We start from the raw sequence: 23,980 nt of genomic DNA on the forward strand, positions 1-23,980 counted from the left end.
GGAGGGTGTGGGGTCGCCTCGCGGTGGTGGCCGTCCTTAGCACTGTGGTCACCGCCTGCGCCCGAACCGAGGACAACAGCTTGGTCGTACCGCCGCCCACCGCCACCGAACAGAACGACACCGTGGCCCTGCTGCGCGACGCCGCCGAGCAGCAGAACATCTGCTACGGCTGGGAGCTCGAGCAGGGAGATGGCGACGTGGTCAGCGCCGGATCGAACCTCGGTGTCGGCATCTCGGTGGTTGACCACCCGCAGTGCCCCCGCTGGCTGCGGGTCGCCGCGACCGTCGACTACACCCCGCAGAACAGCGAGGTCGAGGACTTCGCCAGGGTGGTGGTCGAGGGGTCGCCCGAATTCGTCGGTGATCTCTTCACGCTGGAGACCAACTTGTCCCGGTTCGGCCTCGATGGAGCGGCTTTCCTTGAAGAGCCCGGATGGGCGGTGACACGGGCCGCGGTGAGTCTTCCCCTATTGGTCGTCGAACGTGGGGTGGTCAGTCCGGAGCCGGTGGTCACCAGCGCGCCCGTCGCGGCGCCGAGCCCGCTGCCGGCAGCGGGCAGCGACCTGTGGCGGGAGCGTTCCGGTTGGCTGATCGGGGCCACCGGGATGGGGCTGATCGCCGTGCTACTGGTCGTGGTCGGTCTGATTCAGCGGCGCCGGCAGCGCGACGAGGCGGCGGTTACGGCCCGGCGTGGCAAGGGCAGCGTTTCGGCGCGGCCGGTGAAGCGGGCGTGACGGTGGACGTGGACGCGCCGGTCCGGTGGCGACCGGCCCGCGCCGCCGTGCTGGCCGCGGTGTTCGTCTGTGCGGCCTGCGGCCTCGTCTACGAGCTGGCCCTGGTCGCGCTCGGCAGCTACCTGATCGGCGACACGGTCGGGCAGGCGTCCATTGTGCTCGGGGTCATGGTCTTCGCGATGGGTGTGGGAGCCCTCGTCGCGAAGCCGCTGCAGTCGCGGGCCGCCGCCGTCTTCGCCGCGATCGAGCTGGCCCTGGCGCTGCTCGGTGGCCTCTCGGTCCTTGGCCTCTACGCGGCGTTCGCCTGGCTGGACCTGTACCTGCCGGCGCTGGTCGGCACCGCCTTCGTCCTCGGACTGTTGATCGGCGCGGAGATTCCGCTGCTGATGGTGCTGCTGCAACGGATCCGCCGGCAGGCGGCCGGGAGTGCGGTTGCCGACCTGTTCGCCGCCGACTACGTCGGCGCCCTCCTCGGTGGCCTGGCCTTCCCGTTCCTGCTGCTGCCCCTCTTCGGCCAGCTCAAGGGCGCGCTGGTGGTCGGTGCGGTAAACGCGGTAGCTGGCCTGGCGTTGGTCTTCACCGTCTTTCGGCGGGATCTCAGCGGCCGGGCGCGAACGGCACTAACCGCCGGCTCCGTGCTGGTCGCTGTCTGCCTCGGGTACGCGTGGCTGACCGCCCATGACTTTGAGGTGACCGCCCGCCAGCAGCTCTATCGCGACCCGGTGGTGCACGCGGAGCGCAGCCGCTACCAGGAGATCGTCCTCACCCGGTCGGTGGCCGAGCCCGGTTACCGGAGCGACCTGCGCCTCTTCCTCAACGGAGATCTTCAGTTCAGCTCGGTCGACGAATACCGATACCACGAGGCGTTGGTGCATCCGGCGCTCGCTGATGCCCGCGGTGAGGTGCTTGTGCTCGGTGCCGGGGATGGGCTCGCGGTTCGGGAACTGCTGCGCTACCCGGATGTCCGTCGGATCACGGTGGTCGACCTGGATTCGGCGGTGGTGGCGCTGGCCCGCACCGAGCCGCGACTGCGGCAGCTCAACGGTGGTTCGCTCGATGACCCCCGGGTGCGGGTTCTGCATGCCGACGCGTTCGGGTGGTTGCGGTCCACCACCGAGCAGTTTGACGTGGTCATCGCCGACCTGCCGGACCCGGACGAGACGGCTACCGCGAAGCTCTACTCCGTGGAGTTCTACACGTTGGTCCGGAGCGCGCTGGCCACCGAGGGCCGGCTGGTGGTGCAGGCCGGTTCCCCGTACTTCGCGCCCCGGTCGTACTGGTCCATCGAGGCGTCACTGCGGGAGGCCGGATTCGCCACGACGCCGTACCACGTGGACATCCCCTCCTTCGGTGACTGGGGCTTTCTGCTCGCCGCGCCCGGCGAGTTACCGCCACTGCTGGCCCTGCCGAAAGACGCGCCGACCCTGCGTTTTCTGGACGCGGCGACGCTGGCCGCCGCCGAGGTGTTCCCGCCGGACCGACGCCGGGTCGACGTGCCGGCGTCAACGCTGTTGCAACCCCGAGTGCTCGAATACGCGCGTGCCGAATGGCGCGGGTACTGAGATCCTCGTACCGTCGTTGTTGGCCCGAGCCCGTACGGTGTGGGCGCGAATGAGGGAAGGAGACTCGTGGTAAATCCGCAACAGCCCGTACGGGTGCGTCCGGGCGTCGTCACCATTTCCAGTTACCTGCTTATCTTCTATGCCGTCCTGGCGCTGATTGACACGGTCATCGGGCTCACCACCCTGGGCACGGTCCAGGAGATCTACCGGGATGCCTATGCGGGCACCGAAGCTGAGGGCACCGAGGGTGTCGTGGCTTTCCTGGTTGTCGCGATGAGCATGGTCAGCCTGCTCTTCGCGGCTGGGTTGGTCGTTCTCGCCCTGCTCAACAACCGGGGGATGAACACGGCCCGGATCATCACCTGGGTCGTCGGGGGAATCGCGCTCTGCTGCACCGGCGGTGGCCTGGCCTTATCCGCGGCGGGCAACGCCGTGGGCGGAGAGACCTCCGATGACGTGGCCAGCCAGGAGGAAATCGACCGTAGGCTGGCGGAAGCCCTGCCGTCCTGGCACGAACCGGTGCTGATGCTGACCGCGACGCTCGGCGTCATCGCCCTGCTGGTGGCCCTGATCCTGCTTGCGCTGCCGAAGTCGAACGAGTTCTTCCGCAAGCCGCAGCAGCAGTGGGAGCCCCCGGTCCCCGGCACCGCCTATCCCATGGCTCCGGGCGGGCCGGTGTACCCCGCGGCCCCGGGTGCCTCCTATCCCACGGGCCCGGGCCAGCCGGGCTATCCGCAGGCCGATCCGGGTTCGGGTGACCCGGGCCAGTCGGGCTCCTCGGGGGGTGACTGGAGTTCGGGCTCCTCGGGCTCTTCGGGCTCTTCGGGCTCCTGGGGATCCTCGGGCTCGTCCGACTCGGGTGGCGGAGGGTATTCCGGCGGGCAGGGCTAGCCGTTAGCTGCCGGCGGCCTCCCGCCGGAGAACGCGACACCACTGATCCCTCCGGATAGTGTGCAACCCGACGCTTACCGGAGGGATCAGTGGTGTCGTACCCCGAACCGGCCCGCCGCCCCGCTGCGGTGACCGCGGCTGTCGTGCTGCTGGCGCTGATGGCGGTGGTCGCCGTCGCCTATGCCGTCGCCGGCCTGTTCGTCCTGTTCAGTACGGTCAACGCCTTTCGGTTGGTGGCGGCGGGAAGGGCCGCCTCGCCGGACGAGGTCGATGCGGTGGTCGCGCTGGTCGCCGTCTGGACAGTGGCCGGCGCGGTGGTCAGCCTGCTCGCCGGGGTGCTCTTGGCCGCGCTCGCCGGGCTGGTGCGCACTGGCCGTTCCGGTGCGCGGGTAGCGACCTGGGTGGTCGCCGGCCTGGGGGTGGTCGCCGGCTGCTGCGGGATCACCTTTCTGGGCGGGACGCGGGCGATCCCCCTGCAGCCGGCCGACGAGGATCGCTCCACTGCCGAACTCCTCGCCCAGCTGTCCGAGGCGTACCCGGACTGGTGGATCCCGCTCGGCGCAGGTCTTTCGGTCGGGCAGGTGCTCGGTTACCTTGTGGTAGCAATGTTGCTGGCCCTGCCGCCGGCAGCGACCTGGTTCCGTCGGCCTGTGCCTTCCCCGCACATGCCGTATCCGCCCCCGCATCTCTCGAGGTGAGACACTCGTGCCGAGTGACCAGTCGACCACCGAGCGGCGTGCCTTGATCACCGGTGCGACGGCCGGCATCGGCGCGGAGTTCGCGCGCCAACTGGCCGCGGAGGGGTGGCACCTGGTAGTGGTTGCGCGGGACGCAGCCCGACTGGAGGAGGCTGCCGCCGAGCTGACCGCCCAGCATGGCCGGGAGGTCGAGACAATCTCCGCCGATCTGTCCACGGACGACGGATGCGCGGAGGTGGAGCGCCGGCTCACCACGGGCTCTCCGGTCGAGTTGCTGGTGAACAACGCGGGGTTCAGCCTCAACACGCCGTTCCTGCAGTCGTCGCCGGAAGACGAGGCGCGGCTGCTCCGGCTCAACGTGCACGCGGTGATGCGGCTCACTCTCGCCGCCGTCCAGCCGATGGCCGAGCGGCGGAGGGGGGCAGTGATAAATGTCTCTTCGGTCTCCGGGTTTGCGCCGGTCATGCCCGGTTCGACGTACCCGGCGAGCAAGGCGTGGGTGACCAGCTTCAGTGAGTCGGTCGGTCTGTCAGTGCGGGAGTTCGGTGTCCAGGTGATGGCCCTCTGCCCGGGCTACACCCGTACCGAGTTTCACGACCGGGCCGGCATTGACCGGTCGAAGATGCCGGGGTGGATGTGGCTGCGGGCGGAGGATGTCGTCACTGAATCCCTGCGTGACCTGCGAAAAGGTAAGTTGGTCAGCGTCCCGGTGTGGAAGTACAAGCTGCTCGTGGCGGCGATGCGGCACGCCCCGCGGCGGCTGGTGAAAGCCTTCTCGCAGGACGTCCGGGGGCAGGTTAGCCGCGCGGAACAGTGATCGCCCCGAATCGTCGTCGCCGACGTCAACGATCCGTTCTGGTTGCGGAGCGTGTTGGTAATTCGCCCGCTGTCACATCGCCCGCAGGGTTGACCTAGGCCGCCCCGACACACGGCTCCCAGCATCGAGCAGTACCCTCTTCGCCATGGGGGACCACGACGACCTGCGTAAATTCATCACCGACCTGGCAGTGGTCCATGGTCGAGTGGTGCTCTCCTCGGGGCGTGCGGCGGACTGGTATGTGGACTTGCGGCGCGTAACGCTGCATCACGAGGCCGCACCGTTGGTGGGCCGGGTGCTGCGGGAGCTGACTGCCGACTGGGCGTACGACGCGGTGGGTGGGCTCACCCTCGGCGCCGACCCGATCGCGTTGTCGATGCTGCACGCCACCGCTGGTACCGACCGTCCGCTGGACGCCTTCGTAGTCCGGAAGGCGGGAAAGGCGCACGGGCTGCAACGCCGGATCGAGGGGCCCGACGTGGCGGGGCGCCGGGTGCTCGCGGTGGAAGACACGTCCACCACGGGCCAGAGCGTGTTGACTGCTGTCGAGGCTCTACGTGAGGCCGGGGCCGAGGTGGTGGGGGTGGCCGTTATTGTTGATCGAGGTGCCGGCGCCGCGGTGCGAGCCGCCGGACTGCCATACCGGGCGGCCTATACGTTGGCTGACCTCGGCCTTGTGGCGTAAAAGTCTGCCGATTTGGATTCGCCGATATGCAGGCGAGTCAATGGTGCTGGTGGAAGGATGGAATACGTGGGAACTGCGTTGGCGGAAATGACAATGCCTCAGATCTCGCCGCTTGCCGGCGAGCCGATCGAACGAGCAGACGCGGAGCGGCTGGCCGGGGTCCTCAAGGCCCTTGCCGACCCCGCCCGACTGCGGCTGCTGAGCCTGATCCAGTCGGCCCCGGAGGGCGAGGCGTGCGTGTGTGATCTCACCGCGCCCCTCGGCCTCTCCCAGCCGACGGTCAGCCATCACCTGCGCATCCTCACCGAGGCGGGCCTGCTGGAGCGGGAGAAGCGTGGGGTCTGGGCGTACTACCGGCTGGTGCCGACCGCGATCGCGACCATTGCCGACCTCCTGACGCCGCCGCGCAAGCGCGCTGGCAAGAAGGCGCGCTGACCGTACCGTTCGTCCGACGCCCTCCGACCCGGGGTGGCGTCGGACGGTCGGGTTGCGGGTTGCGGTCGGTCCCGCGTTCGCGGGCGACTCGGTTTCGGGCGCGGGCACCCGGTGACCCGGGGCACGGCCACTCGGTGCCGCGCCCCGGCCGGTTAGTGCTTGCCGTAGTGCTCCCGGGTTTCCCGGATCGCCTCCTCGGCCGCGGCCCGCTCCGCCGCGGTGGTGCCGCGCCTCGCTGCCAGGCGGGCGCGCAGCAACTCGACCACGATCGGGACCACCGAGAGCGCCACGATCGCGATCAGGATCAGCTCGATGTTTGCCTTCACGAACGGGATCTGGCCGAGGAAGTAGCCGAGCACCGTCACGCCGGTGCCCCAGAGGATCGCGCCGATCACGTTGTAGATGACGAACGTGCGGTAATTCATTCGGCTGACCCCGGCCACGATCGGGGTGAACGTCCGGACGATCGGTACGAAGCGGGCCAGTACCACCGAGCGCGCCCCGTACTTCTCGAAGAAGTCATGCGACTTCAGCAGGTTTTCCTGCTTGAACAGCTTCGAGTTGGGCCGCCGGAACAGCGCCGGCCCGACCTTGCGTCCGAAGGCGTACCCCACCTGGTCACCGGCGATGGCCGACAGCGTGATGAGCAGGCAGACCAGCCAGAGCGGCCAGGTGATGTACTTCCCGTCGGCGGTGAGCAGGCCGGCGGTGAAGAGCAGCGAGTCGCCGGGCAGGAAGAAGCCGATCAGTAGCCCCGACTCGGCAAAGACGATCACCAGGATGCCGAGCAGGCCGAAGGTCGAGATCAGCACCTCGGGATCGAGCCAGTCCGGCCCAAGAGCCAGGGTAGTGGTGGGCGTCGGCACGCGGTGACCTCCGTGGGCTGCCGGGCGGTGGACGTCGCCAGGGCGACGGGAATGTCCGTAGTCTAGGTGGCGGCCCGGTCCGTCCGGTGCCTGACGTCACAGCTGCACCCACGCCGCCGAGTGGCTACCGTGCCGCCTCATTCCGGCCCGTCGGTTGCCCGCTCAGCGGTAGTCGTCCTCATCGTCTCCGACGACGCGGGCCTGCTCCACCGCGTCCCAGCCGCTGACCTCGAAGCCGCGGTGCGGCTCGACCTCCACCTCGCTTGGGAGCACCACCGTGGCCTGCTCGATCGCGTCCGCCGGCTCGGCCTCCAGGTCCCGCTCGTCCGGCGTGAGGTGCTCGCTCGGGGCGAAGTCCTCGTCGGGTAGGCCCATGGTCCCTCCCTGGATCTCGTGCGGACAGCTACCCACACCGTACGGGCTGGTCACGCTCCGCGTTGGGGGTGGCGTGGACCGTGCTGATCTGGTCGGAAACGGGAATGCCTCCCCGGCGTGGCGCCCCGGTGCCACGATGGGGGCGTGGCCTCCGCCGGGTGCGAACGGGCGGTCCGGACCTTTCTGATCACCGCCGCTGGGCTGGGTCGAACCAGGGGCACCGGCCCGGGCGTGCCCGGGCCGGTGGTGCTGACCGTAATCAACTGCGGGATACTGCCGGCGGTGGACAGCGCGGTCCGGCGCACCCAAGGACAACAGCGGCCGGCGACGGCCGAGAGCGTTAAGTAAGGAGCGTTCGACATGCCTATCGCTTCCCCCGAGGCCTACGCGGAGATGCTGGACCGTGCCAAGGAAGGCCGGTTCGCCTACCCCGCGATCAACGTGACCTCCTCGCAGACCCTCAACGCGGCGTTGAAGGGCTTCGCCGACGCGGAGAGTGACGGCATCATCCAGGTCTCCACCGGTGGCGCCGAGTACCTCTCCGGCCCCTCGGTAAAGGACATGGTTACCGGCGCGGTGGCCTTCGCCGCGTACGCGCACGAGGTCGCCAAGAAGTACCCGGTCAACATCGCCCTGCACACCGACCACTGCCCGAAGGACAAGCTGGACAAGTTCGTCCGGCCGTTGCTGGGTATCTCGCAGGAGCGGGTGCGGGCCGGCCAGGAGCCGCTCTTCCAGTCGCACATGTGGGACGGCTCGGCGGTGCCGGTAGCGGAGAACCTCACGATCGCCGAGCAGCTTCTCGGTGAGGCCGCCAAGGCCAAGATCGTCCTCGAGATCGAGGTCGGCGTGGTCGGCGGCGAGGAGGACGGCGTCGAGAACGCCATCAACGAGAAGCTCTACACCACCGTTGACGACGGCCTGGCCATGGTTGAGGCGCTGGGCCTGGGGGAGAAGGGCCGCTACATGGCGGCGCTGACCTTCGGCAACGTGCACGGCGTCTACAAGCCCGGCAACGTCAAGCTTCGTCCCGAGGTGCTCAACCAGATCCAGGCGGCGGTCGGGGCGAAGTACGGCAAGGACAAGCCACTGAGCCTGGTCTTCCACGGCGGCTCCGGTTCGCTGCTGTCGGAGATCCGAGAGTCGCTGGACTACGGGGTGGTGAAGATGAACATCGACACCGACACCCAGTACTGCTTCACCCGTCCCGTCGCGGACCACATGTTCAGCAACTACGACGGGGTGCTGAAGGTCGACGGTGAGGTCGGCAACAAGAAGAAGTACGACCCGCGGGTCTGGGGCAAGGCCGCCGAGGCCGGGATGGCTGCCCGGATCGTCGAGGCCTGCGAGGACCTGCGTTCCACCGGCACCCGGATGAAGTGATCTGATCGCCGTGTTGACGGCCGGCTCCCGCACCCGGGAGCCGGCCGTCGCTCTTGGCGCGTCCGGGGACAGCCTCGCCGGCAACCTTGGCGTCCCGGCGGCGGACCGGCAGCGGCCGCTGGCGCTACCCGGCGGGATCGCGCCCGGAGCCGGTGACCAGCAGCGCGGCCGCAAACGGCAATAGGGGTCGCTCGCGCGGTGTGGTGCGGTCGGGTCGGTCGACCCGCTCGCGGCTCGTCGGGGGAAGCGGGTTGAATAGGGCGATGCAGAACCTGTTGCCGGAGCCACCGGCTACCCTCCTGCCCGCGCACGATGAGGCCGACAGCGCCATCGCCGCCGCTGAGCAGAGCGGCGCCGACGAGGACTTCGCCGCGGTGGCGGCACGTTTCCCCACGTTCAGTGCGGCCTGGGCCGCGCTCGCGGTCCGTGCGTTCGCGGCGGACCAGGTGGTCCAGGCGTACGCGTACGCCCGCACCGGTTACCACCGGGGCCTGGATCAGCTACGTCGAAGCGGTTGGAAGGGGCACGGTCCGGTGCCGTGGTCGCATGAGCCGAACCAGGGCTTCCTGCGTTGCCTCTGGGTGCTGTCCCGGGCGGCTGACGCCATCGGCGAGGCCGATGAGGCGGCCCGCTGTGCCCAGTTCCTCCGCGACTGTGACCCGGCCGCGGCGGACGCGCTGGCGAGCGACTGACCGGTCTTCGGACGACCGACGCCGGGCTGGCCGCGGCCAGCCCGGCGGACCGGCTCGTCCTGGTGGGTCAGAGTCCCTCGGCCACCGCGGCTGCGATCTTGAGCCAGGCGTCCCGGGCGGCCGACGAGAGCGCCGCGTACCGGAGTGGCTCGCCGGAGTCGATGAGCCGTTCGTACGGGGCCAGGAGCACGGCCCGGGTCCGCGCGGCGAAGTGCGCCTGAATCGCTGGCAGGTCGATCTCTTTCCGGGACGGCGGCATCGATACAACGGTCACCGCCTGCCGCACCAGTCGTTGCCGGCCGCTTTGCTCCAGATGGTCGAGCATCCGGGCGGCTGTCTCCGCCGAGTCGTTTCGGGCCGACATGGTCACCACCAACTGGTCGGTGGCGTCGATCGCGGCCTGCCAGTTCTGCGCCCGCACGTTGTTGCCGGTATCCACGAAGATCAGCTTGTAGAAGCGGCTGACCACCTCGCGGATCTCCGCGAATGCCGTAGCGGTGAGCATCCCCCCACCGGTGGCGGACTCGTCCGACGCAAGGACGTCGAACATCCCCTCGCCCTGGGCCCGCACATACTGTGACAGGTCCCCGACCCGCCCGTGCGAGCCGTGGAACTGATTCAGATCGCGCAGCAGGTCTCGCACCGTACGGGCGTGGAAGTCCTGCTGGGCGCGCATTCCCAGGGTGCCCTGCGTCTCGTTGTTGTCCCAGGCCAGGACGTAGCCGCCACGCTTCTGACCGAAGGTCATGGCGAGCAGCAGGATCGCCACCGTTTTGCCGGCGCCGCCCTTCGGGTTGACCACGGTCACCTGTCGAAGCCCACCGAAGTTGCGGCGGACCATCTCTACGTCGCGGCGTAGCTCCTGCTCCTGACGGCCGGGCGGGAGACGGAGCCCCATTCTGTTGGCCATCGCCCGAACGCCCATGGTGGCCATCGGATCCGCCGGGCGTAACTGTCGGCGCCGGGCGAAGTCCTCGGCGGTTGGTGGCGCCTGCCCCGTTGACGTCCATCCGGCTGTCGGCGGTACGGGGCCGCCGTGCGTTGGTGGTGGGTAGGGAGCCGGCCCTGCCGGTGGCAGCTCGGCGGTGGGGGGTCCTGCCGGCGGTGGGCCGGCGGTTGGGTAGGGCGTCGGGATGGTTGCCCTGCCCCCGGCCGGGTCGTAGCTGGCAGCACCGGGGTGGCTGACAGCGTCCTCCGGTGCGGGGCGTTGTGGCGGCGCCACCCACGGCGACTCGGTCGAGGTGCCGCCGCGGCCATCCCAGGCAGCTCTGTCGCCGGCGGCCCCGCTCTCCGTCGACGCCTCGGCGGTCGGTCTACCTCCGGTCGACGTCCCGGGTGCCGGACCGGTCGGGTCGAGGCTGAACGGCTGGTGGAGATTGACGCCGGGAGTCGGTGCCAGGTTGGGGGCGTGGGGCGCCGAGGGGTTATCGGTTACCGCGCTGTGTGGATCGCTGTCCGGGTTCGGCGCCCAGGCGCGTGCTGCGTCGGAAGAGGCGCTCGTCCACCCGGCGGCGATCGGCGTCCCGTGGGGCGGCGTAGGGGGCTGATTCTGGTCGTCCGGTCCCGGCGTGGGCGACCAGGACACCGGGTCGACCTCGGCCGCCGGCCACAAGGGCTCGATGTCCCGCTCCGGCGTCGGCTGCTGGCCGGACGTGTACGACCGGTCGACGTTCTCGTCCACCATGGCTCCTCCCCATGCCTCCTGCTGAGGATATGCCTCGGGAAAGGCCCGAGTCGGCTACCGGTGTGCGGTCAGGGAGACCAGACCGCCCACGCGCCCGGCTCGGTCCACCAGGACCGTTTCCGCTTCAGTTCGCCCTCGGCGCCGTCGTCAAGGAACGGGATCGCCCCCTCCCGGGGCACCACGGCCACGGCCCGACCACGGGCGCGACGAACCTCCAGCCGGACCCGGCGGCGACCCCACCGGGACGCGGTGCGGACCGGGACGGCCACCGCGACCTCGACCAGACCGTCGCCCGGGTCGGGGGCGGCGAGCAGGGTCACGTCGGCCAGCTGGGCGTACCCACCGGCGTTGCCGATAGCGCAGGCCAGTAGCGGGTCGTCACCGGCGGAGAGGAGCGTGTCGTCGACCTCGACCCGGCCGCGCCAGTGCAGCGGCTGGCCCCCCTCGTCGGCCGCGCCGAGCAGTGCGCCGTCCAGCGTGACCGAGCCGGCGTCGTTGCGCAGCAGGTCGAGCCGGCGGGGCGTGCCCTCCAACACCGCCGCCGCCACCGCCACCGGGTCGCGGGGCAGCCCGAGCTGCGCTGCCAGATCTCGGGGTTGGCCGCCGCCACGAGCTGGGTCGAGCGGCAGCACGCCGACCGGTGGCAGATCTGGCACGGTCCGGTCGGCCGGCAGATCCGCCGGGCGGCGGCTTGGCGGCGGGGCGTATCGCCGGACGAGGCGACGGAGGACGGTGCGCAACTGTGCGTCACTGGCGGTGCCGACGATCAGTCGGGTGCGGGAACCGGGGTCGGGCCAGTCGAGGCCGTCCGGTCGAGGCGGGCCATCGAGGCGGCTCAGCACCTCGTCGATCTCCCGCTCGGAACGGGCGGTCACCAAATCGACCCGTGCACCCTGGGCGGTGAGCGCGTCCGCGCAGGCCAGAACCGGTACGCGGGGGGTCTCGCAGCGTTCGGTCGAGGGTTTGCCGTTGGCCTTGTCGGTGTCGCCGTTGGCCTTGTTGGGGTCGCCGCAGCAGGCACCGTCGCTGCCGCAGGTGCCCGGCGCGTCTCGTTCCGAGCCGAGGGTGAGCAGCACCACGTCGTACACGGGTCGCGCCTCCTGCCGTTGCGCGCGAACCCCTGCCGGCCGCGCCGTCACTTCTTGTTAGCCTGACACCTCGGGCTCGCCGACCGGTCGCCGCCTGGCACCCGAGCCTTCTGGAGGCTGAAGAAGATGCCAGCGATCGTGCTTCTCGGGGCCCAGTGGGGCGACGAGGGCAAGGGCAAGGTTACCGACCTGCTGGGTGAGCGGGTTGACCACGTGGTGCGCTACTCCGGCGGCAACAACGCCGGCCACACGGTGATCACTCCGGACGGGCAGAAGTACGCGCTGCACCTGATGCCTTCGGGGGCGCTCTCGCCGAACGCGAAGATAGTCATCGGCAATGGCGTGGTGGTTGACCCGAAGGTGCTGCTGGCCGAGATCGACGGGCTCGCCGAGCGCGGTGTGGACGTCTCCCGGCTGCGGATCTCCGGCGACGCCCACCTGATCATGCCGCATCACCGGGCGTTGGACCGGGTGGTCGAGCGGTACCTGGGGTCGTCCCGGATCGGCACCACCGGCCGGGGCATCGGCCCGGCGTACGGGGACAAGGTCGCTCGGATGGGGATCCGGGTGCAGGACCTGCTCGACCCGGGGATCCTCCGCAAGAAGCTGGAACTCGCGCTGCGCGAGAAGAACCAGATGCTGTTCAAGGTGTACAACCGTAAGGCGATCGACGTCGAGGCGACCGTCGAGGAGTACCTGGGCTACGCCGAGCGGCTCCGCCCGTACATCGCCGAGACCCGGGCGATGCTCTGGGACGCGCTGGACCGCGGCGAGACCGTGTTGCTGGAGGGCGCCCAGGCGACCATGCTCGACATGGACCACGGCACCTACCCCTTTGTGACCTCCTCGAACCCGACCGCTGGTGGGGCCTGTGTCGGAGCGGGAGTCCCGCCGACCGCCATCACCAAGGTGATCGCGGTCAGCAAGGCGTACGCCACCCGGGTCGGTGCCGGACCGTTCCCGACGGAGCTGCACGACGACAACGGCCAGCACCTGCGCAAGATCGGCCACGAGTACGGCACCACCACCGGTCGGGAACGCCGGTGCGGCTGGTTCGACGCGGTTGTCGCCCGGTACGCGTGTCGACTCAACGGGGTCACCGACCTGGTCGTCACGAAGCTTGACGTGCTGACCGGCCTGCCGAAGGTGCCGATCTGCGTCGGGTACGAGATCAATGGCAAGCGCATCGACGAGATGCCGATGACGCAGACGGACTTCCACCACGCGACTCCGATCTATGAGGAGCTCGACGGCTGGTGGGAGGAGATCACCACGGCGCGGACCGAGGCGGAGCTGCCGGCCGCCGCCCGCCGTTACATCGCCCGGATCGAGGAGCTCTGCCGCACCCGGGTCAGCGTGGTCGGCGTCGGCCCCGGCCGGGAGGAGAACGTCGTCTACCACCCGCTGCTGCCCTGAGTTCCCCGCCGCCCGTCCCTACCCCAGGACCGAGCGGGCCGCGAGTGGGGGCCGTAGGATCATCCCCGTGCGGGTACTTCTGATTGGTAGCGGTGGGCGGGAGCATGCCCTCGCGCTCGGGTTGGTGGCCGATCCCTCGGTCGAGGTGCTCTTCGCCGCGCCGGGGAACCCGGGGATCGGCACGGTCGCTGGCATGCGGGACGTGGTCTTCACCGATCCGGCCGCGGTGGCGGCGCTCGCGGTCGAGTGCAACGCGGACCTGGTGGTCGTGGGGCCGGAGACGCCGCTGGTCGCCGGGGTCGCCGACGCCGTGCGAGCCAAGGGCGTCCCCGTCTTCGGGCCGTCCGCGGCGGCCGCGCGCCTGGAGGGGTCGAAGGCGTTCGCCAAGGACGTGATGACCGCCGCCGGGGTGCCGACCGCCCGCGCGTACAGCTGCGCCGACGCCGAGAGCGTCGGTCGGGCGCTGGATGACCTCGGCGCGCCGTACGTGGTCAAGAACGACGGCCTCGCCGCGGGTAAGGGCGTCGTGGTCACCGAGGACCGCCGGGTGGCCGAGGAGCACGCACGGGAGTGCGGCCAGGTCGTGATCGAGGAGTACCTCGCCGGCCCCGAGGTTTCCCTCTTCGTCGTCACCGACGGTGAGACGGCCGTCCCCCTGCTGCCCGCACAGGACTTCAAGCGGGTCGGGGACGGCGACACCGGGCCGAACACCGGCGGCATGGGGGCGTACGCACCGCTGCCATGGGCGCCACCCGGGCTGGTCGACGAGGTGATGCGCGACATCGTCCACCCCACCCTGGCCGAGCTGCGTCGGCGCGGCACGCCGTTCGCCGGGCTGCTCTACGTCGGCCTGGCGATCACCGCCGCCGGCCCCCGGGTGATTGAGTTCAACGCCCGCTTCGGCGATCCGGAGACGCAGGTCGTCCTGGCGTTGTTGGAGACACCGCTCGCCGGGCTGCTGCACGCCGCCGCCACCGGTGAGCTGGCTGCGCACCCGCCGCTGCAGTGGCGTGAGGGCGCGGCGGTCACCGTCGTGGTGGCTGCCGAGGGATACCCGGCGAAGCCGCGCACCGGCGACGTGATTTTTGGGGCGGAGGTCTCGGGCGTCATCCACGCGGGCACGGTGCGTCGGGCTGCCGACGGTGCGCTGCTCTCCGCGGGCGGCCGGGTCCTCTGCTGCACGGCCACCGGCTCCGACCTGGCCGCTGCGCGCGACGCCGCCTACGAGTTGGTCCGCGGCATCGAGCTGGCCGACTCGCACCATCGCACCGACATCGCCGCCGCGGCGGTGGACGGCCGGATCGCCCTTCCCGGCTGACCGCCCGCCGGCGCCTGCCGGTGGCCCGCCGACTCATCGGGAAGCTGGCGGGTCGCGGTGCGCGGCGGGCAGCCACTGCTCACCGAGGGGCACCGGCCCCTCGCTCCGTCCTGTCGTCCCACCGGGCGGGGCGGGCGGATACCGGGGCGGGTCGTCCAACGCCGCCAGCACCGGCAGCGGCGCGGCGACCAGCACGGCCACCAGAAGCGCACCGGCGAGCACCAGGAAGGCGGTGGCCAGGCCCAGCCACTCCACCAGCGGCCCGGCCAGCAGGTAACCGGCGGGCCCGGCGGCGTACGCGAACGAGGTCATCACGCCGACCACCCGGCCGCGAAGCCGCTCCGGGGTACGGGTCTGCATGGCGTAGTTGGCCAGCGGGCTGACCGGCCCGTAGGCGAGCCCGACCAGGCCGGCGAAGGCGAGCATCCCCGGGTACGGGGGCAGGAACGCGAGCCCGAGCAGGGCCAGGCCGGTGATCACGAGGGCGACGGCCAGCAGGGAGCGGCGGCGGATGAACCGACCGGCCGCCGACGAGCCCAGCGCGCCCGCCACGGCTCCGGCGCTCATCGCCATCAGGACGGTACCGAGGCGGGCGGGTTCGTCTTCGGCGACGAACCAGGCGGGCAGCAGCACTCCCTCGACCGGCAGGTAGAGCGCGACCAGCACCATCGTGATCAGGGAGAGGGTGCGCAGCAGTGGGTCCCGCCAGACGAAGCCCAGCCCTTCCAGCGTGCCCCGCCAAAGGCCGTTGGGTGGGCGGTCGGGGCGGCCCGCGCCGGGCAGCCGGACGGCCGCGACCAGGAGAACCGACAGCGCGAAGCCGGCGGCGGTGACCCAGAACGTCGCCTCCGGGCCGACCGTGGCGATGAGCAGGCCGCCGACTCCGGGGCCGATCAGGAAGGCCAGCCCGAAGATCGCTTCGTGTACGCCGTTCGCCCGCTCGATCCGCCAGCCTGCGGCCTGCGCGGCGGCGGGCAGCAGCGTCTCGCGGGCGGTCATTCCGGCTGGGTCGAAGACCGCGCCGAGGACGGCCAGCGCGACGATCCAGCCGAGGTTCAGCCCGACCAGGGTGTCCACGAGGGGGATGGCGGCGACCGAGACGGCGGAGAGGGCGTCGGAGGCCAGCGCGGTTCGGCGACGCCCGAGCAGGTCAACGACCGTGCCGGAGAAGAGGCTGGACAGCAGGAGCGGTAGTCCGCTGGCGGCGGCCACCACGCCGGCCGCGGTGGTGCTGCCGGTGCGTTCCAGGACCAGCCAGGGTAGCGCCACGATGGCCACGCCGTTGCCGGTGGCCGAGAGCAGCGTCGCCGCCTCGACCAGCAGCAACGGTGTCCGGCGGCGGTGTTCGGTCTGAGTCATTGCGAAGATCATCGTAGCCAGTCCGTCGGGACTGGCAGCGGCGGATCACAGTGTTGATGGATCTGGTGACGGCGCCGGCCGTGCGGAGCCAGGGCCACTCCCCGGGCCCGGCAGCATCCGGGCCCCAGGGAGTGACCGGGGGAACGTCCGGGCCGGGAGAGTGGCCGGGAGCCCGGCGCGGGTCAGCGGATCTGGACGCCGGAGATGGCGCGGGCGACGACGAGCCGCTGGATCTCGGAGGTGCCTTCGAAGATGGTGTAGATCTTGGCGTCTCGGTACCACCGCTCGACCGGGTGGTCGCGGAGGAAGCCGGCGCCGCCGAGCAACTGCACCGCCTTCTCGGTCGCGCTGACCGCGACCTCACTGGCCTTCAGCTTGGACATCGAGCCCTCGCCGGCGGTGAAGGCCCGGTTGTTGCGCCCCATCCAGGAGGCGCGCCAGACCAGCAGCCGGGCGGCGTCGATCTCCATCTTCATGTCGGCCAGCGCGAACGCCACCGCCTGGTTCTCGATAATCGGTCGGCCGAACTGAACCCGTTCCTTCGCGTAGTCCAGCGCGTACTCGTAGGCGGCCCGGGCCACCCCGATCGCCTGCGCGCCGACGGTCGGCCGGGAGAGCTCGAACGTCCGCATCGCCGCCTGGGAGGCGGCCCGCCGGCCGGAGCGGGCCCGGGCGAGCCGTTCGTCCAGCGCGTCCTTGCCGCCGAGCAGGCAGCGGCCGGGTACGCGGACGTCGTCGAGGAAGACATCGGCGGTGTGCGACGCGCGTAGGCCCAGCTTGCGGAGCTTGCGGGTCGCGGCGAGCCCGGGGGTGCCCGGCGGTACGACGAACGCCGCCTGCCCGCGGGAACCGAGTTCCGGGTCGACCGAGGCGGTGACCACGTGCACGCCGGCGATTCCGCCGTTGGTCGCGTACGACTTCTGGCCGCTGAGTATCCACTCGTCGGCGGCCTCGTCGTAGACCGCGCGGGTGCGCATCGCGCCGACGTCGGAGCCCGCCTCGGGTTCGCTGGTGCAGAACGCCGCGACAGCGGGGGACTCGAGGTCGCCGAAGCACTGCGGCACCCACTCCATCAGCTGCTCTGGCGTGCCGGTGCCGTAGATGGCGGCCACGGCGAGGCCGGTGCCGAAGATGCTCAGGCCGATGCCGGAGTCGCCCCAGAAGAGTTCCTCACAGGCGATCGGTAGGGAGAGGCCGCTGGGGTCGCCCCAACAGGTGGCGAGGAACTCGAAGTCGTAGAGGCCGACCTTGGCCGCTTCCTGAATGATCGGCCACGGGGTCTCCTCCCGCGCGTCCCACTCGGCCGCGGCTGGGCGGACGACCTCGCTGGCGAAGCCGTGCACCCAGTCACGAAGATCCCGCTGCTCCTCGGTCAGATCGAGCGAGAACTCGGCCACTGTCAGCTCTTGGGGATATCGAAGAGGTTTGCGATGTTGGCGGCCAACCCCAGATCGCCCTTGGCCTTCAACTTGCCGCTCATGAACATCATGACCGGGTTGGCGCTGCCGGAGACGGTCTTGAGGAACTCCACCGGGCCCAGGGTGAGGCTCAGCTTCGGGTCGTGCTGGGAGGTCTGGTTGACGGTGCAGGCGCCGTCGGCGATGACCACCTCGTAGGTGTCGGTGCCGCCGTTGGGACCGCCGGTGATGTTCCAGTGGATGACCGTGTTGGTCGAGCCCGCCCGGTCGGCGCGGAACAGCTGCGGCATCCGGCCGAAGACCTCGTCGAGGACCTTGCCACGGAGGTCACCCGACATCATCTCGGTGATCTTGTCGTCGGGGGTGGACTTGACCAGCTGCGCGAACTCCTTGGGTCCGACGTTCGCGAACTTGGCCGGGTCGAAGTCAGTCATGGGGCGCACCTTCCGAAATTGACTACTCGCGCGTAACCCTACGCACGAGTAGGTATGCTCGCAAGAGTGTCCAGTGCTCCCACCTTCCGCCGCCTGCCCCGAGCCGTCCGCGAGCAACAGATGCTCGACGCCGCAGTCAAGGTCTTCTCCCGGCGGGGCTACCACGGGGCCAGCATGGATGAGATCGCCGACGACGCCGGCATCTCCAAGCCAATGGTCTACGCGTACCTGGGCACCAAGGAGGAGCTCTTCGTCGCCTGCCTGCACCGCGAGGGCACCCGGATGATGCAGGCCATCGCGGACGTCGTCGCCCCCGACCTGTCGGCCGACGAACGGCTCTGGCGGAGTCTGCAAGCCTTCCTCGGCTTCGTCGGCGCGCACCGCGACGGCTGGGCGGTGCTCTACCGGCAGGCCCGGGGCGAGCAGCCCTTCGCCGGGGAGCTCACCGCGTTGCGGCGGCGGATCGTCGAGGTCGTCGCCGGGATGCTCGAACACACCCTGCGCAGCGAGGGGCGCGAGGTGACCGAGACCGAGCTGGAGGTCGTCGCGTACGCCCTGGTCGGCGCAACCGAGTCAGTCGCCGACTGGCTGGTCGACCACCCGGAGGCAGACCCGGAGCAGACCGCCACCCGGATGATGAACGTCGCCTGGGTCGGCGCCGCCCAACTGCTCGCCGGGACCAGCTGGCGCGCGCCCGACCGGCGGGGCGACGCCCCCTCCTGACGTGCCCCCGGGTCATCCTGTCCTCGGCCACCGATGGCGGTTTCCCTCGATCACGGTGAGCGGGGTCCCCCGGTCACCGTGGCGTCCTCGGTCGTCGGTGGGCGGGGTCCCGGCGACGCGAGCGCCGGCGTAGCCGCCGCGCCAACTCGAGCAGGCCGGTCACCCCGAGCGACAGGGCCAGGCCGGTGAGGACGCCCAGCAGCGGCTCCTGCTGGAACGCCAGCCCGCCGAAGTAGCCCAACAGCACGCTGTACAACGCCCAGCTCGCCGCGCCGATCGTGTCAAAGAGCAGGAACGACCGGGGTGGATAGCGCACCGCGCCCATCGTCAGGGTCACCGCCGTTCGCCCGCCGGGGACGTAGCGGGCGGTGGTGAGGACCAGCCCACCCCGCCGATACAACGCCCGTCGGGCCCACTCCGAACTGGCTCTCCGTCGGCTCTCCGCCGGGAACCTGGCGAGCCGCCGGGCTCCGCCGCCCCGTCCGATCACGTACGAGGCGTGGTCGCCGGCCAGTGCGCCGAGGGTGGCGGCGGCCCAGATCGCCGCCAACTCCGGTGCGTCGCCGTTGACCAGCACCGCCGCGGTGATCACCGCCGTCTCGGCCGGCACCATCGGGACGATCGCGTCGACCGCGGTGAGCGCGAACAGCAGCAGATACACCACGGGTGAGGTGATCAGCTGCCGCAGCAGGTCGAGCGCGAACTCCATCTCCTCATGCTCGGGGTGCCGGTATGGAAAGGGGGCCCTTCCGCCACAAAAGGAAGGATGAGGGCGCCCTCACTACTCCCGGAGCGTGCCGAGGAGGTGGGGGCGGTCCCGCAGGTCACGCAGCGCGAAGTCGCCCGCCGAGGTGCTGCCGAAGGCGACGGTGCTGGGCAACGGCACCGGCAGCTTGAACGCCACGTCAACGGTGTAGGCGTCCGGCAGTCGTGGCTCCAGCGCGGCCAGGCAGCGGGCCTTGCTCCACATACCGTGCGCGATCGGGCACCGGAAGCCGAAGAGCCGCGCGCCGAGCCGAGAGGTGTGGATCGGGTTGTGGTCGCCGGAGACCCGGGCGTACGCGGGTCCGAGCTGGCGCCCGATGCGCCAGTGCGCCCGGGCGGTCGGCGCTGGCGGCTGGTCACCCCGGGCGGCTCGTTCGCTTCCGCCGGTCGTCTGCTCCCGGCCCAGGTAGGTGGAGACGCCCCGCCACACCTCCTCGCCGCCGACGGCGCCCATCAACACCACGTCGATCAGTCGGCCCCGGTCGTGTGGGCGCAGGTTCGTCGCGTAGGTGACGAAGTCGAGCGTCTCGGCGGCGTCGATCGGGCGGTGGACAGTGATCCGGTTGCCGATGTGCACCACACCGGAGAGCGGGATCGGGAAGTCCGGCGCGGTCATCAGGCGCAGCGCCAGCGGGAAACCGAGGACGTGTGGGAACGTCGCCGGCAGCCGGTCGGTGAGCCGGAACCCGCAGACCCGGTCGTAGTCGGCGAGGTGCCCGCGGTCGACGGCGATTCCGGCCACCCCCAACTCGACTGCCGGGGCCTGCTCGGCCCGCCGCGACCCGGTCCCGGGCAGCGCGCCGACAAGCGCCCGTCGGTAGAGCGCACCGATCGTCGGCAGCGTCGCCAGCTGGACCCGGGACCGGGTGGCCGGGGCGATGTCGGAGGGCTCCTGCGGGCCTGCCATCACGCCCCCAGCAGGCTCTGGCCGCAGACCCGGACCACGTTGCCGCTGACCGCGCCGGTGGCCGGCCAGGCCAGCCAGCTGATCGTCTCGGCGACGTCCACCGGCAGCCCACCCTGGGCGAGGCTGTTCATCCGCCGGCCGGCCTCGCGCAGCATCAGTGGGATCCGGGCGGTCAGCCGGGTTTCGATGAACCCCGGGGCGACCGCGTTGACGCTGATGCCGCGTGCGGCCAGCACCGGGGCGAGCGACTCGACCAGGCCAATCACGCCGGCCTTGCTGGTGGCGTAGTTGGTCTGCCCCCGGTTGCCGGCGATCCCGGCGATCGAGGAGACCGAGACGATCCGACCTCCGGCCGGGATCAACTCGCGTTCCAGCAGGAGGTCGTTGATCCGCTCCTGGCTGGAGAGGTTGACATCGATGACCTGGTCCCACCGGTCAACATCCATCCGACCGAGGGTTCGGTCCCGGGTGATGCCCGCGTTGTGTACCACCACGTCAACCCGGCTGTGGCGGGCGGAGAGGTGATCGGCCAACCGGGCCGGGGCGTCCGGGGAGGTGAGATCGAGCTGCACGGCGGTGGCGCCGATGTCGTTGGCCACCGTGGCCAGCTCGTCACCGGCGGCCGGGATGTCCAGGGCGACCACCTCGGCGCCGTCTCGGGCCAGGACCCGGGCCAGCGCCGCGCCGATCCCCCGCGCCGCACCGGTGACCAGCACGACCTGGCCGTCCAGCGGGCGGTCCCAGTCCGCCGGGAGCGCGGCCTGCCCGGCGCCGACCCGGATCACCTGACCGGAGACGTACGCGGAGCGCCCGGAGAGTAGGAAGCGGAGCGTGGCCTCGAGGCTGGTCGCGGTGCCCGGGTCATCGGCGGCGGTGACATGGACCAGCTGGGCGGTGATCCCCCGGCCGAACTCCTTGCCGATGCTGCGGGTCAACCCTTCGAGCGCCCGCTGCGCGGTGGCCTCCCGAGTCGTGGCGCACTCGGCGGGCGGGGTGCCGAGTACGATCACCCGGCCGCTGGGCAGCACCGAGCGGGCGTGCGGGTGGAGGCAGTCGTAGAGCTGGCGCAGCTCGGTTGAGTCGGTGATACCGGTGGCGTCGTAGACGAGGGCGCCGAGCCGGGCCCCGGGAGTGACATCGGCCGGATCGCGGAGTTCGACTCCGGCGGCGGTCAGGAGTTTGCCGATGCTGCCGGCGAGCCGGCCACCGGCGGCGGCATCGAACAGGACGAGTCCGGGGATGAGGGGGTCGCCGCTCCGGTACCGGCGGAGTTGGGGCGGGTCGGGCAGGCCGAGGCGCTTGACCAGCCCCCGGCCGACCCCTGATTGGACGAAGCTCGCGTACCTGTCGGTCATAGGCGTAGCCTACTGGCGAGTAGGTTGAGAGCAACCCCCAAAGGAGGCGGGAAACGTGCAGAACATCCGGCGGGTCGCGGTCATCGGCGGCAACCGCATCCCCTTCGCCCGCTCCAACTCGCGGTACGCCGAGGCGTCCAACGCGGACCTGCTTGGCGCGGCCCTCGACGGGCTGGTCGCCCGCTACGGTCTGGCCGGCCAACGGGTCGGCGAGCTGGTGGCAGGCGCCGTGCTGAAACACTCCCGAGACTTCAACCTGGCCCGCGAGGTGGTGCTCGGTTCGAAGCTCGACCCGCACACCCCCGCCTACGACATCCAGCAGGCCTGCGGCACCGGCCTGGAAGCCGCCATCCTGGTCGCAAACAAGATCGCGCTGGGGCAGCTCGAGGTCGGTATTGCCGGTGGCGTCGACACCACCTCGGACGCGCCGCTCGCCGTGAACGAGGAGATGCGGCGCACGCTGCTCAAACTGAACAGTGCCCGGACCCTCGGGGAACGGGTGCGGACCGCCACCCGGCTGCGCCCCTCGCAACCGTTCCGGCCGGAGCTCCCCCGCAACGCCGAGCCCCGCACCGGCCTGTCCATGGGCGAGCATGCCGCCCGTACCGCCCGGCGTTGGCAGGTCGGCCGGCAGGCGCAGGACGAGCTGGCGTTGCGGTCGCACCACCGGCTGGCCGCCGCGTACGAGCGGGGGTTCTTCGACGACCTGATGACGCCGTACCTCGGGCTGACCCGGGACCAGAACCTGCGGCCCGACACCAGCCTGGAGAAGCTCGGCAGCCTCCGCCCGGTCTTCGGGACGAAGGGGCCGGACGCCGAGCAGGCCACCATGACCGCCGGCAACTCGTCGCCGCTGACCGACGGCGCGTCCACCGTGCTGCTCGCCAGTGAGGAGTGGGCGCAGGCGCACAACCTGCCGGTGCAGGCGTGGTTCACCTGGTCGCAGACGGCCGCCGTGGACTTCGTGCCCGGCGAGGAGGGGCTGCTGATGGCCCCCGCGTACGCGGTGCCCCAGCTGCTGGCCCGCGCCGGGCTCACCCTGCAGGACTTCGACTTCTACGAGATCCACGAGGCGTTCGCCGCGCAGGTGCTGGCTACCCTGGCCGCCTGGGAGTCGCCGGAGTTCTGCCAGGACCGGCTCGGTCTGGACGCCCCACTCGGAGCGATCGACCCCGAGCGGATCAACGTCAACGGCTCGTCGCTGGCCGCCGGGCACCCGTTCGCCGCGACCGGCGGCCGGATTGTGGCGACCCTGGCCAAGCTGCTCGACGAGCGCGGCGGCGGCCGCGGGCTCATCTCGATCTGCGCCGCGGGTGGGCAGGGCGTAACAGCGATCCTGGAACGCTGACGCCAGCCGCCAAAACGGGCGGCCCACGGCGTTAGGTCAGTCGCAGCCAGCCCAGGAACCGTTCGTACAACTCCTCGGGAGGAAGGTGCCGCAGGTCGGATACCGCTGCCGTCAGCTGTGTGCTCAGGTAGATGCCGAGCGCTGCGGGGTTGCCCGCGTACCGGTCGAGTAGGCGTCGCCGACGGTCCGGGCAGGGCCACGCCGCTCCGCAGCCGGCGCAGTCCCATCCCGGTCGGACCGGTATGTGTGTGATCGGGATGGATATCGGCTGTGTCTGGATGGCGTCCAGGCGGGCCAAGACCCGTCGCTGGCGTGGCGGGCCTCCGAGTTGAACGCCACGTACGTGGATCCAGAGCCCGTCCGTGCGCCGTTCCCGGCGTCCCACCTCGACGATGCGCAGGGTCAGGGTGCCCAGGCCGTAGCAGTAGTGCTGTTCAGCAAGTTGCACCACGCTACCCACTCCGAAGGGCAGGCCGGCGGTCACGAGATGACCCCGAGCCGGAGGAGCCAGGCGAAAGTGAGCAGCGGCGCCCGACGCCACCGCGTTGACCCCGTCGCCGGAACCGCCCCGGTGGAGCCGAACCAGCCCCGCCACCCGGCCCGCCGTTCGCGTCTCGATTCGGCGCGCAGCACCGGCCGCCCCAGGTCGACCAAGCGGTTCGCCGCCGCGTTGGCCGGACCGCATGGACCAGGCGCCAGGCAGATCGTGCAGCAGCCGTTCTCCGGGTCGGCTGTGTGGTCGGTCAGGATCTCGTGCGCTGCCGCAGCCTCCGCCTCTTCACGAGACCAAATGGTTACTGATCGGTAGATACCCATGCTCCGCTCCTGTCGGTTTGGGTGGGCGCACGGTGAACCGAGTGCTAGGCCGGCGGCCGGAGTCGCTGTTGGCCCTCTGCGTCCGTCCCCCGGCAAAGTTGCTGTGCCTCGTTGGCGGCCCGCCGGTTACATTACTGCCATTCGAATAAGGCAGCAAGGTGTCGTGATGTGTGAGCAGGCATAGATGGATACGCTGACGCAACATGGAACC

The 23,980-nt window shown here is 70.8% G+C and carries 26 protein-coding genes; 14 read left to right on the forward strand and 12 right to left on the reverse strand.

Translation table 11 applies throughout. The features are described 5' to 3' along the window. The first annotated feature begins 5 nt into the window (after positions 1–5). The 7 genes from AC1UKG_RS00695 (at position 6) to AC1UKG_RS00725 (ending at position 5,822) form a co-directional block, all read left to right on the forward strand. Positions 6–734, forward strand: coding sequence for a hypothetical protein (locus AC1UKG_RS00695; protein WP_482642792.1), 729 nt, complete (start codon positions 6–8; stop codon positions 732–734). 2 nt (positions 735–736) lie between these two features. Further along, a complete protein-coding gene (locus tag AC1UKG_RS00700; RefSeq protein WP_482642885.1) occupies positions 737–2,296 on the forward strand; it encodes a polyamine aminopropyltransferase in 1,560 nt (519 codons plus the stop codon). 93 nt (positions 2,297–2,389) lie between these two features. Further along, positions 2,390–3,187, forward strand: coding sequence for a hypothetical protein (locus AC1UKG_RS00705; RefSeq protein WP_482642884.1), 798 nt, complete (start codon positions 2,390–2,392; stop codon positions 3,185–3,187). A gap of 92 nt (positions 3,188–3,279) precedes the next feature. Continuing rightward, positions 3,280–3,885 (forward strand): hypothetical protein, encoded by a 606-nt coding sequence (locus AC1UKG_RS00710; protein ID WP_026325261.1) that lies wholly within the window; start codon positions 3,280–3,282, stop codon positions 3,883–3,885. Positions 3,886–3,892: 7 nt separating this feature from the next. Next, a complete protein-coding gene (locus tag AC1UKG_RS00715) occupies positions 3,893–4,702 on the forward strand; it encodes an SDR family NAD(P)-dependent oxidoreductase (protein ID WP_018743638.1) in 810 nt (269 codons plus the stop codon). Positions 4,703–4,847: 145 nt separating this feature from the next. After that, positions 4,848–5,387, forward strand: a complete 540-nt coding sequence (pyrE, locus tag AC1UKG_RS00720; RefSeq protein ID WP_018217902.1) for an orotate phosphoribosyltransferase — start codon at positions 4,848–4,850, stop codon at positions 5,385–5,387. Positions 5,388–5,444: 57 nt separating this feature from the next. After that, positions 5,445–5,822, forward strand: a complete 378-nt coding sequence (locus AC1UKG_RS00725; RefSeq protein WP_025618262.1) for an ArsR/SmtB family transcription factor — start codon at positions 5,445–5,447, stop codon at positions 5,820–5,822. A 152-nt stretch (positions 5,823–5,974) separates the two neighbouring features. Here the strand turns inward: AC1UKG_RS00725 and AC1UKG_RS00730 are convergent, their stop codons facing one another. Both AC1UKG_RS00730 and AC1UKG_RS00735 read right to left on the reverse strand, forming a co-directional pair. After that, positions 5,975–6,688, reverse strand: coding sequence for a VTT domain-containing protein (locus AC1UKG_RS00730; RefSeq protein WP_018743639.1), 714 nt, complete (start codon positions 6,686–6,688; stop codon positions 5,975–5,977). Positions 6,689–6,850: 162 nt separating this feature from the next. Then, on the reverse strand, positions 6,851–7,063 hold the full coding sequence (locus AC1UKG_RS00735) for a hypothetical protein (protein WP_018743640.1): 213 nt from the start codon (positions 7,061–7,063) through the stop codon (positions 6,851–6,853). A gap of 360 nt (positions 7,064–7,423) precedes the next feature. Between AC1UKG_RS00735 and fbaA the strand changes: the two genes are divergently transcribed. The 3 genes from fbaA (at position 7,424) to AC1UKG_RS00750 (ending at position 9,138) form a co-directional block, all read left to right on the forward strand. Further along, positions 7,424–8,446 (forward strand): class II fructose-bisphosphate aldolase, encoded by a 1,023-nt coding sequence (gene fbaA / locus AC1UKG_RS00740; RefSeq protein WP_018221765.1) that lies wholly within the window; start codon positions 7,424–7,426, stop codon positions 8,444–8,446. Between the two features lie 10 nt (positions 8,447–8,456). Beyond that, positions 8,457–8,630: a hypothetical protein gene (locus AC1UKG_RS00745; protein ID WP_018813888.1), complete on the forward strand. Its 174-nt coding sequence runs from the start codon at positions 8,457–8,459 to the stop codon at positions 8,628–8,630. Positions 8,631–8,709: 79 nt separating this feature from the next. Then, positions 8,710–9,138 carry a DUF3151 domain-containing protein gene (locus AC1UKG_RS00750; RefSeq protein ID WP_018254810.1) on the forward strand — a complete coding sequence of 143 codons (429 nt, stop codon included), beginning with the start codon at positions 8,710–8,712 and terminating at the stop codon, positions 9,136–9,138. Between the two features lie 67 nt (positions 9,139–9,205). Here the strand turns inward: AC1UKG_RS00750 and AC1UKG_RS00755 are convergent, their stop codons facing one another. Next, positions 9,206–10,822: a MinD/ParA family ATP-binding protein gene (locus tag AC1UKG_RS00755; protein ID WP_482642791.1), complete on the reverse strand. Its 1,617-nt coding sequence runs from the start codon at positions 10,820–10,822 to the stop codon at positions 9,206–9,208. Between the two features lie 68 nt (positions 10,823–10,890). Then, positions 10,891–11,910, reverse strand: a complete 1,020-nt coding sequence (locus AC1UKG_RS00760; protein ID WP_482642790.1) for a hypothetical protein — start codon at positions 11,908–11,910, stop codon at positions 10,891–10,893. A 126-nt stretch (positions 11,911–12,036) separates the two neighbouring features. Here AC1UKG_RS00760 and AC1UKG_RS00765 point away from each other — a divergent pair, with 126 nt between their 5' ends. Beyond that, a complete protein-coding gene (locus tag AC1UKG_RS00765) occupies positions 12,037–13,326 on the forward strand; it encodes an adenylosuccinate synthase (protein WP_018743646.1) in 1,290 nt (429 codons plus the stop codon). A 67-nt stretch (positions 13,327–13,393) separates the two neighbouring features. Then, positions 13,394–14,644, forward strand: a complete 1,251-nt coding sequence (gene purD / locus AC1UKG_RS00770) for a phosphoribosylamine--glycine ligase (RefSeq protein WP_482642789.1) — start codon at positions 13,394–13,396, stop codon at positions 14,642–14,644. Positions 14,645–14,677: 33 nt separating this feature from the next. Here the strand turns inward: purD and AC1UKG_RS00775 are convergent, their stop codons facing one another. The 3 genes from AC1UKG_RS00775 to AC1UKG_RS00785 form a co-directional block, all read right to left on the reverse strand. Continuing rightward, positions 14,678–16,015: an MFS transporter gene (locus tag AC1UKG_RS00775; RefSeq protein WP_018743648.1), complete on the reverse strand. Its 1,338-nt coding sequence runs from the start codon at positions 16,013–16,015 to the stop codon at positions 14,678–14,680. A gap of 170 nt (positions 16,016–16,185) precedes the next feature. After that, positions 16,186–17,400 (reverse strand): acyl-CoA dehydrogenase family protein, encoded by a 1,215-nt coding sequence (locus tag AC1UKG_RS00780; protein ID WP_018730842.1) that lies wholly within the window; start codon positions 17,398–17,400, stop codon positions 16,186–16,188. A gap of 2 nt (positions 17,401–17,402) precedes the next feature. Next, positions 17,403–17,855: an SCP2 sterol-binding domain-containing protein gene (locus tag AC1UKG_RS00785; protein WP_018221757.1), complete on the reverse strand. Its 453-nt coding sequence runs from the start codon at positions 17,853–17,855 to the stop codon at positions 17,403–17,405. 66 nt (positions 17,856–17,921) lie between these two features. Between AC1UKG_RS00785 and AC1UKG_RS00790 the strand changes: the two genes are divergently transcribed. Beyond that, entirely contained in the window at positions 17,922–18,578 is a 657-nt protein-coding gene (locus tag AC1UKG_RS00790) for a TetR/AcrR family transcriptional regulator (RefSeq protein WP_482642788.1), read from the forward strand. A gap of 73 nt (positions 18,579–18,651) precedes the next feature. On the opposite strand, the gene AC1UKG_RS00795 is transcribed toward AC1UKG_RS00790, so the two are convergent. From AC1UKG_RS00795 to AC1UKG_RS00805, 3 genes are all read right to left on the reverse strand, one after another. Continuing rightward, positions 18,652–19,287, reverse strand: a complete 636-nt coding sequence (locus AC1UKG_RS00795) for a DedA family protein (protein WP_018743650.1) — start codon at positions 19,285–19,287, stop codon at positions 18,652–18,654. Positions 19,288–19,359: 72 nt separating this feature from the next. Continuing rightward, positions 19,360–20,250, reverse strand: coding sequence for a MaoC/PaaZ C-terminal domain-containing protein (locus AC1UKG_RS00800; RefSeq protein WP_482642787.1), 891 nt, complete (start codon positions 20,248–20,250; stop codon positions 19,360–19,362). Then, positions 20,250–21,605: a 3-oxoacyl-ACP reductase gene (locus AC1UKG_RS00805; RefSeq protein ID WP_482642786.1), complete on the reverse strand. Its 1,356-nt coding sequence runs from the start codon at positions 21,603–21,605 to the stop codon at positions 20,250–20,252. Before AC1UKG_RS00805 ends, AC1UKG_RS00800 begins: the two co-directional genes overlap by 1 nt. A gap of 55 nt (positions 21,606–21,660) precedes the next feature. On the opposite strand from AC1UKG_RS00805, the gene AC1UKG_RS00810 reads away from it, so the two are divergent. Next, complete coding sequence (locus tag AC1UKG_RS00810; protein ID WP_018743653.1) at positions 21,661–22,953, forward strand: acetyl-CoA C-acetyltransferase; 1,293 nt, start codon at positions 21,661–21,663, stop codon at positions 22,951–22,953. Positions 22,954–22,984: 31 nt separating this feature from the next. Here AC1UKG_RS00810 and AC1UKG_RS00815 read toward each other — a convergent pair whose 3' ends face one another. Then, positions 22,985–23,437: a hypothetical protein gene (locus AC1UKG_RS00815; RefSeq protein WP_029123423.1), complete on the reverse strand. Its 453-nt coding sequence runs from the start codon at positions 23,435–23,437 to the stop codon at positions 22,985–22,987. Further along, positions 23,434–23,769, reverse strand: a complete 336-nt coding sequence (locus AC1UKG_RS00820) for a hypothetical protein (RefSeq protein WP_482642785.1) — start codon at positions 23,767–23,769, stop codon at positions 23,434–23,436. The genes AC1UKG_RS00815 and AC1UKG_RS00820 overlap by 4 nt, the downstream gene beginning before the upstream one ends. Positions 23,770–23,980: the final 211 nt, after the last annotated feature.

The sequence above is a fragment of the Salinispora sp. CH2A1_6 genome (assembly GCF_056820975.1).

What these genes read in the sequence shown, in the direction of transcription:
- AC1UKG_RS00785 (WP_018221757.1), bottom strand. Translation starts at nt 17,855, where the DNA reads ATGACTGACTTCGACCCGGCCAAGTTCGCGAACGTCGGACCCAAGGAG.
- AC1UKG_RS00795 (WP_018743650.1), bottom strand. Translation starts at nt 19,287, where the DNA reads ATGGAGTTCGCGCTCGACCTGCTGCGGCAGCTGATCACCTCACCCGTG.
- fbaA (WP_018221765.1), top strand. Translation starts at nt 7,424, where the DNA reads ATGCCTATCGCTTCCCCCGAGGCCTACGCGGAGATGCTGGACCGTGCC.
- AC1UKG_RS00750 (WP_018254810.1), top strand. Translation starts at nt 8,710, where the DNA reads ATGCAGAACCTGTTGCCGGAGCCACCGGCTACCCTCCTGCCCGCGCAC.
- AC1UKG_RS00800 (WP_482642787.1), bottom strand. Translation starts at nt 20,250, where the DNA reads ATGGCAGGCCCGCAGGAGCCCTCCGACATCGCCCCGGCCACCCGGTCC.
- AC1UKG_RS00805 (WP_482642786.1), bottom strand. Translation starts at nt 21,605, where the DNA reads ATGACCGACAGGTACGCGAGCTTCGTCCAATCAGGGGTCGGCCGGGGG.
- AC1UKG_RS00755 (WP_482642791.1), bottom strand. Translation starts at nt 10,822, where the DNA reads ATGGTGGACGAGAACGTCGACCGGTCGTACACGTCCGGCCAGCAGCCG.
- AC1UKG_RS00775 (WP_018743648.1), bottom strand. Translation starts at nt 16,015, where the DNA reads ATGATCTTCGCAATGACTCAGACCGAACACCGCCGCCGGACACCGTTG.
- AC1UKG_RS00765 (WP_018743646.1), top strand. Translation starts at nt 12,037, where the DNA reads ATGCCAGCGATCGTGCTTCTCGGGGCCCAGTGGGGCGACGAGGGCAAG.
- AC1UKG_RS00735 (WP_018743640.1), bottom strand. Translation starts at nt 7,063, where the DNA reads ATGGGCCTACCCGACGAGGACTTCGCCCCGAGCGAGCACCTCACGCCG.
- AC1UKG_RS00820 (WP_482642785.1), bottom strand. Translation starts at nt 23,769, where the DNA reads ATGGGTATCTACCGATCAGTAACCATTTGGTCTCGTGAAGAGGCGGAG.
- pyrE (WP_018217902.1), top strand. Translation starts at nt 4,848, where the DNA reads ATGGGGGACCACGACGACCTGCGTAAATTCATCACCGACCTGGCAGTG.
- AC1UKG_RS00725 (WP_025618262.1), top strand. Translation starts at nt 5,445, where the DNA reads ATGGAATACGTGGGAACTGCGTTGGCGGAAATGACAATGCCTCAGATC.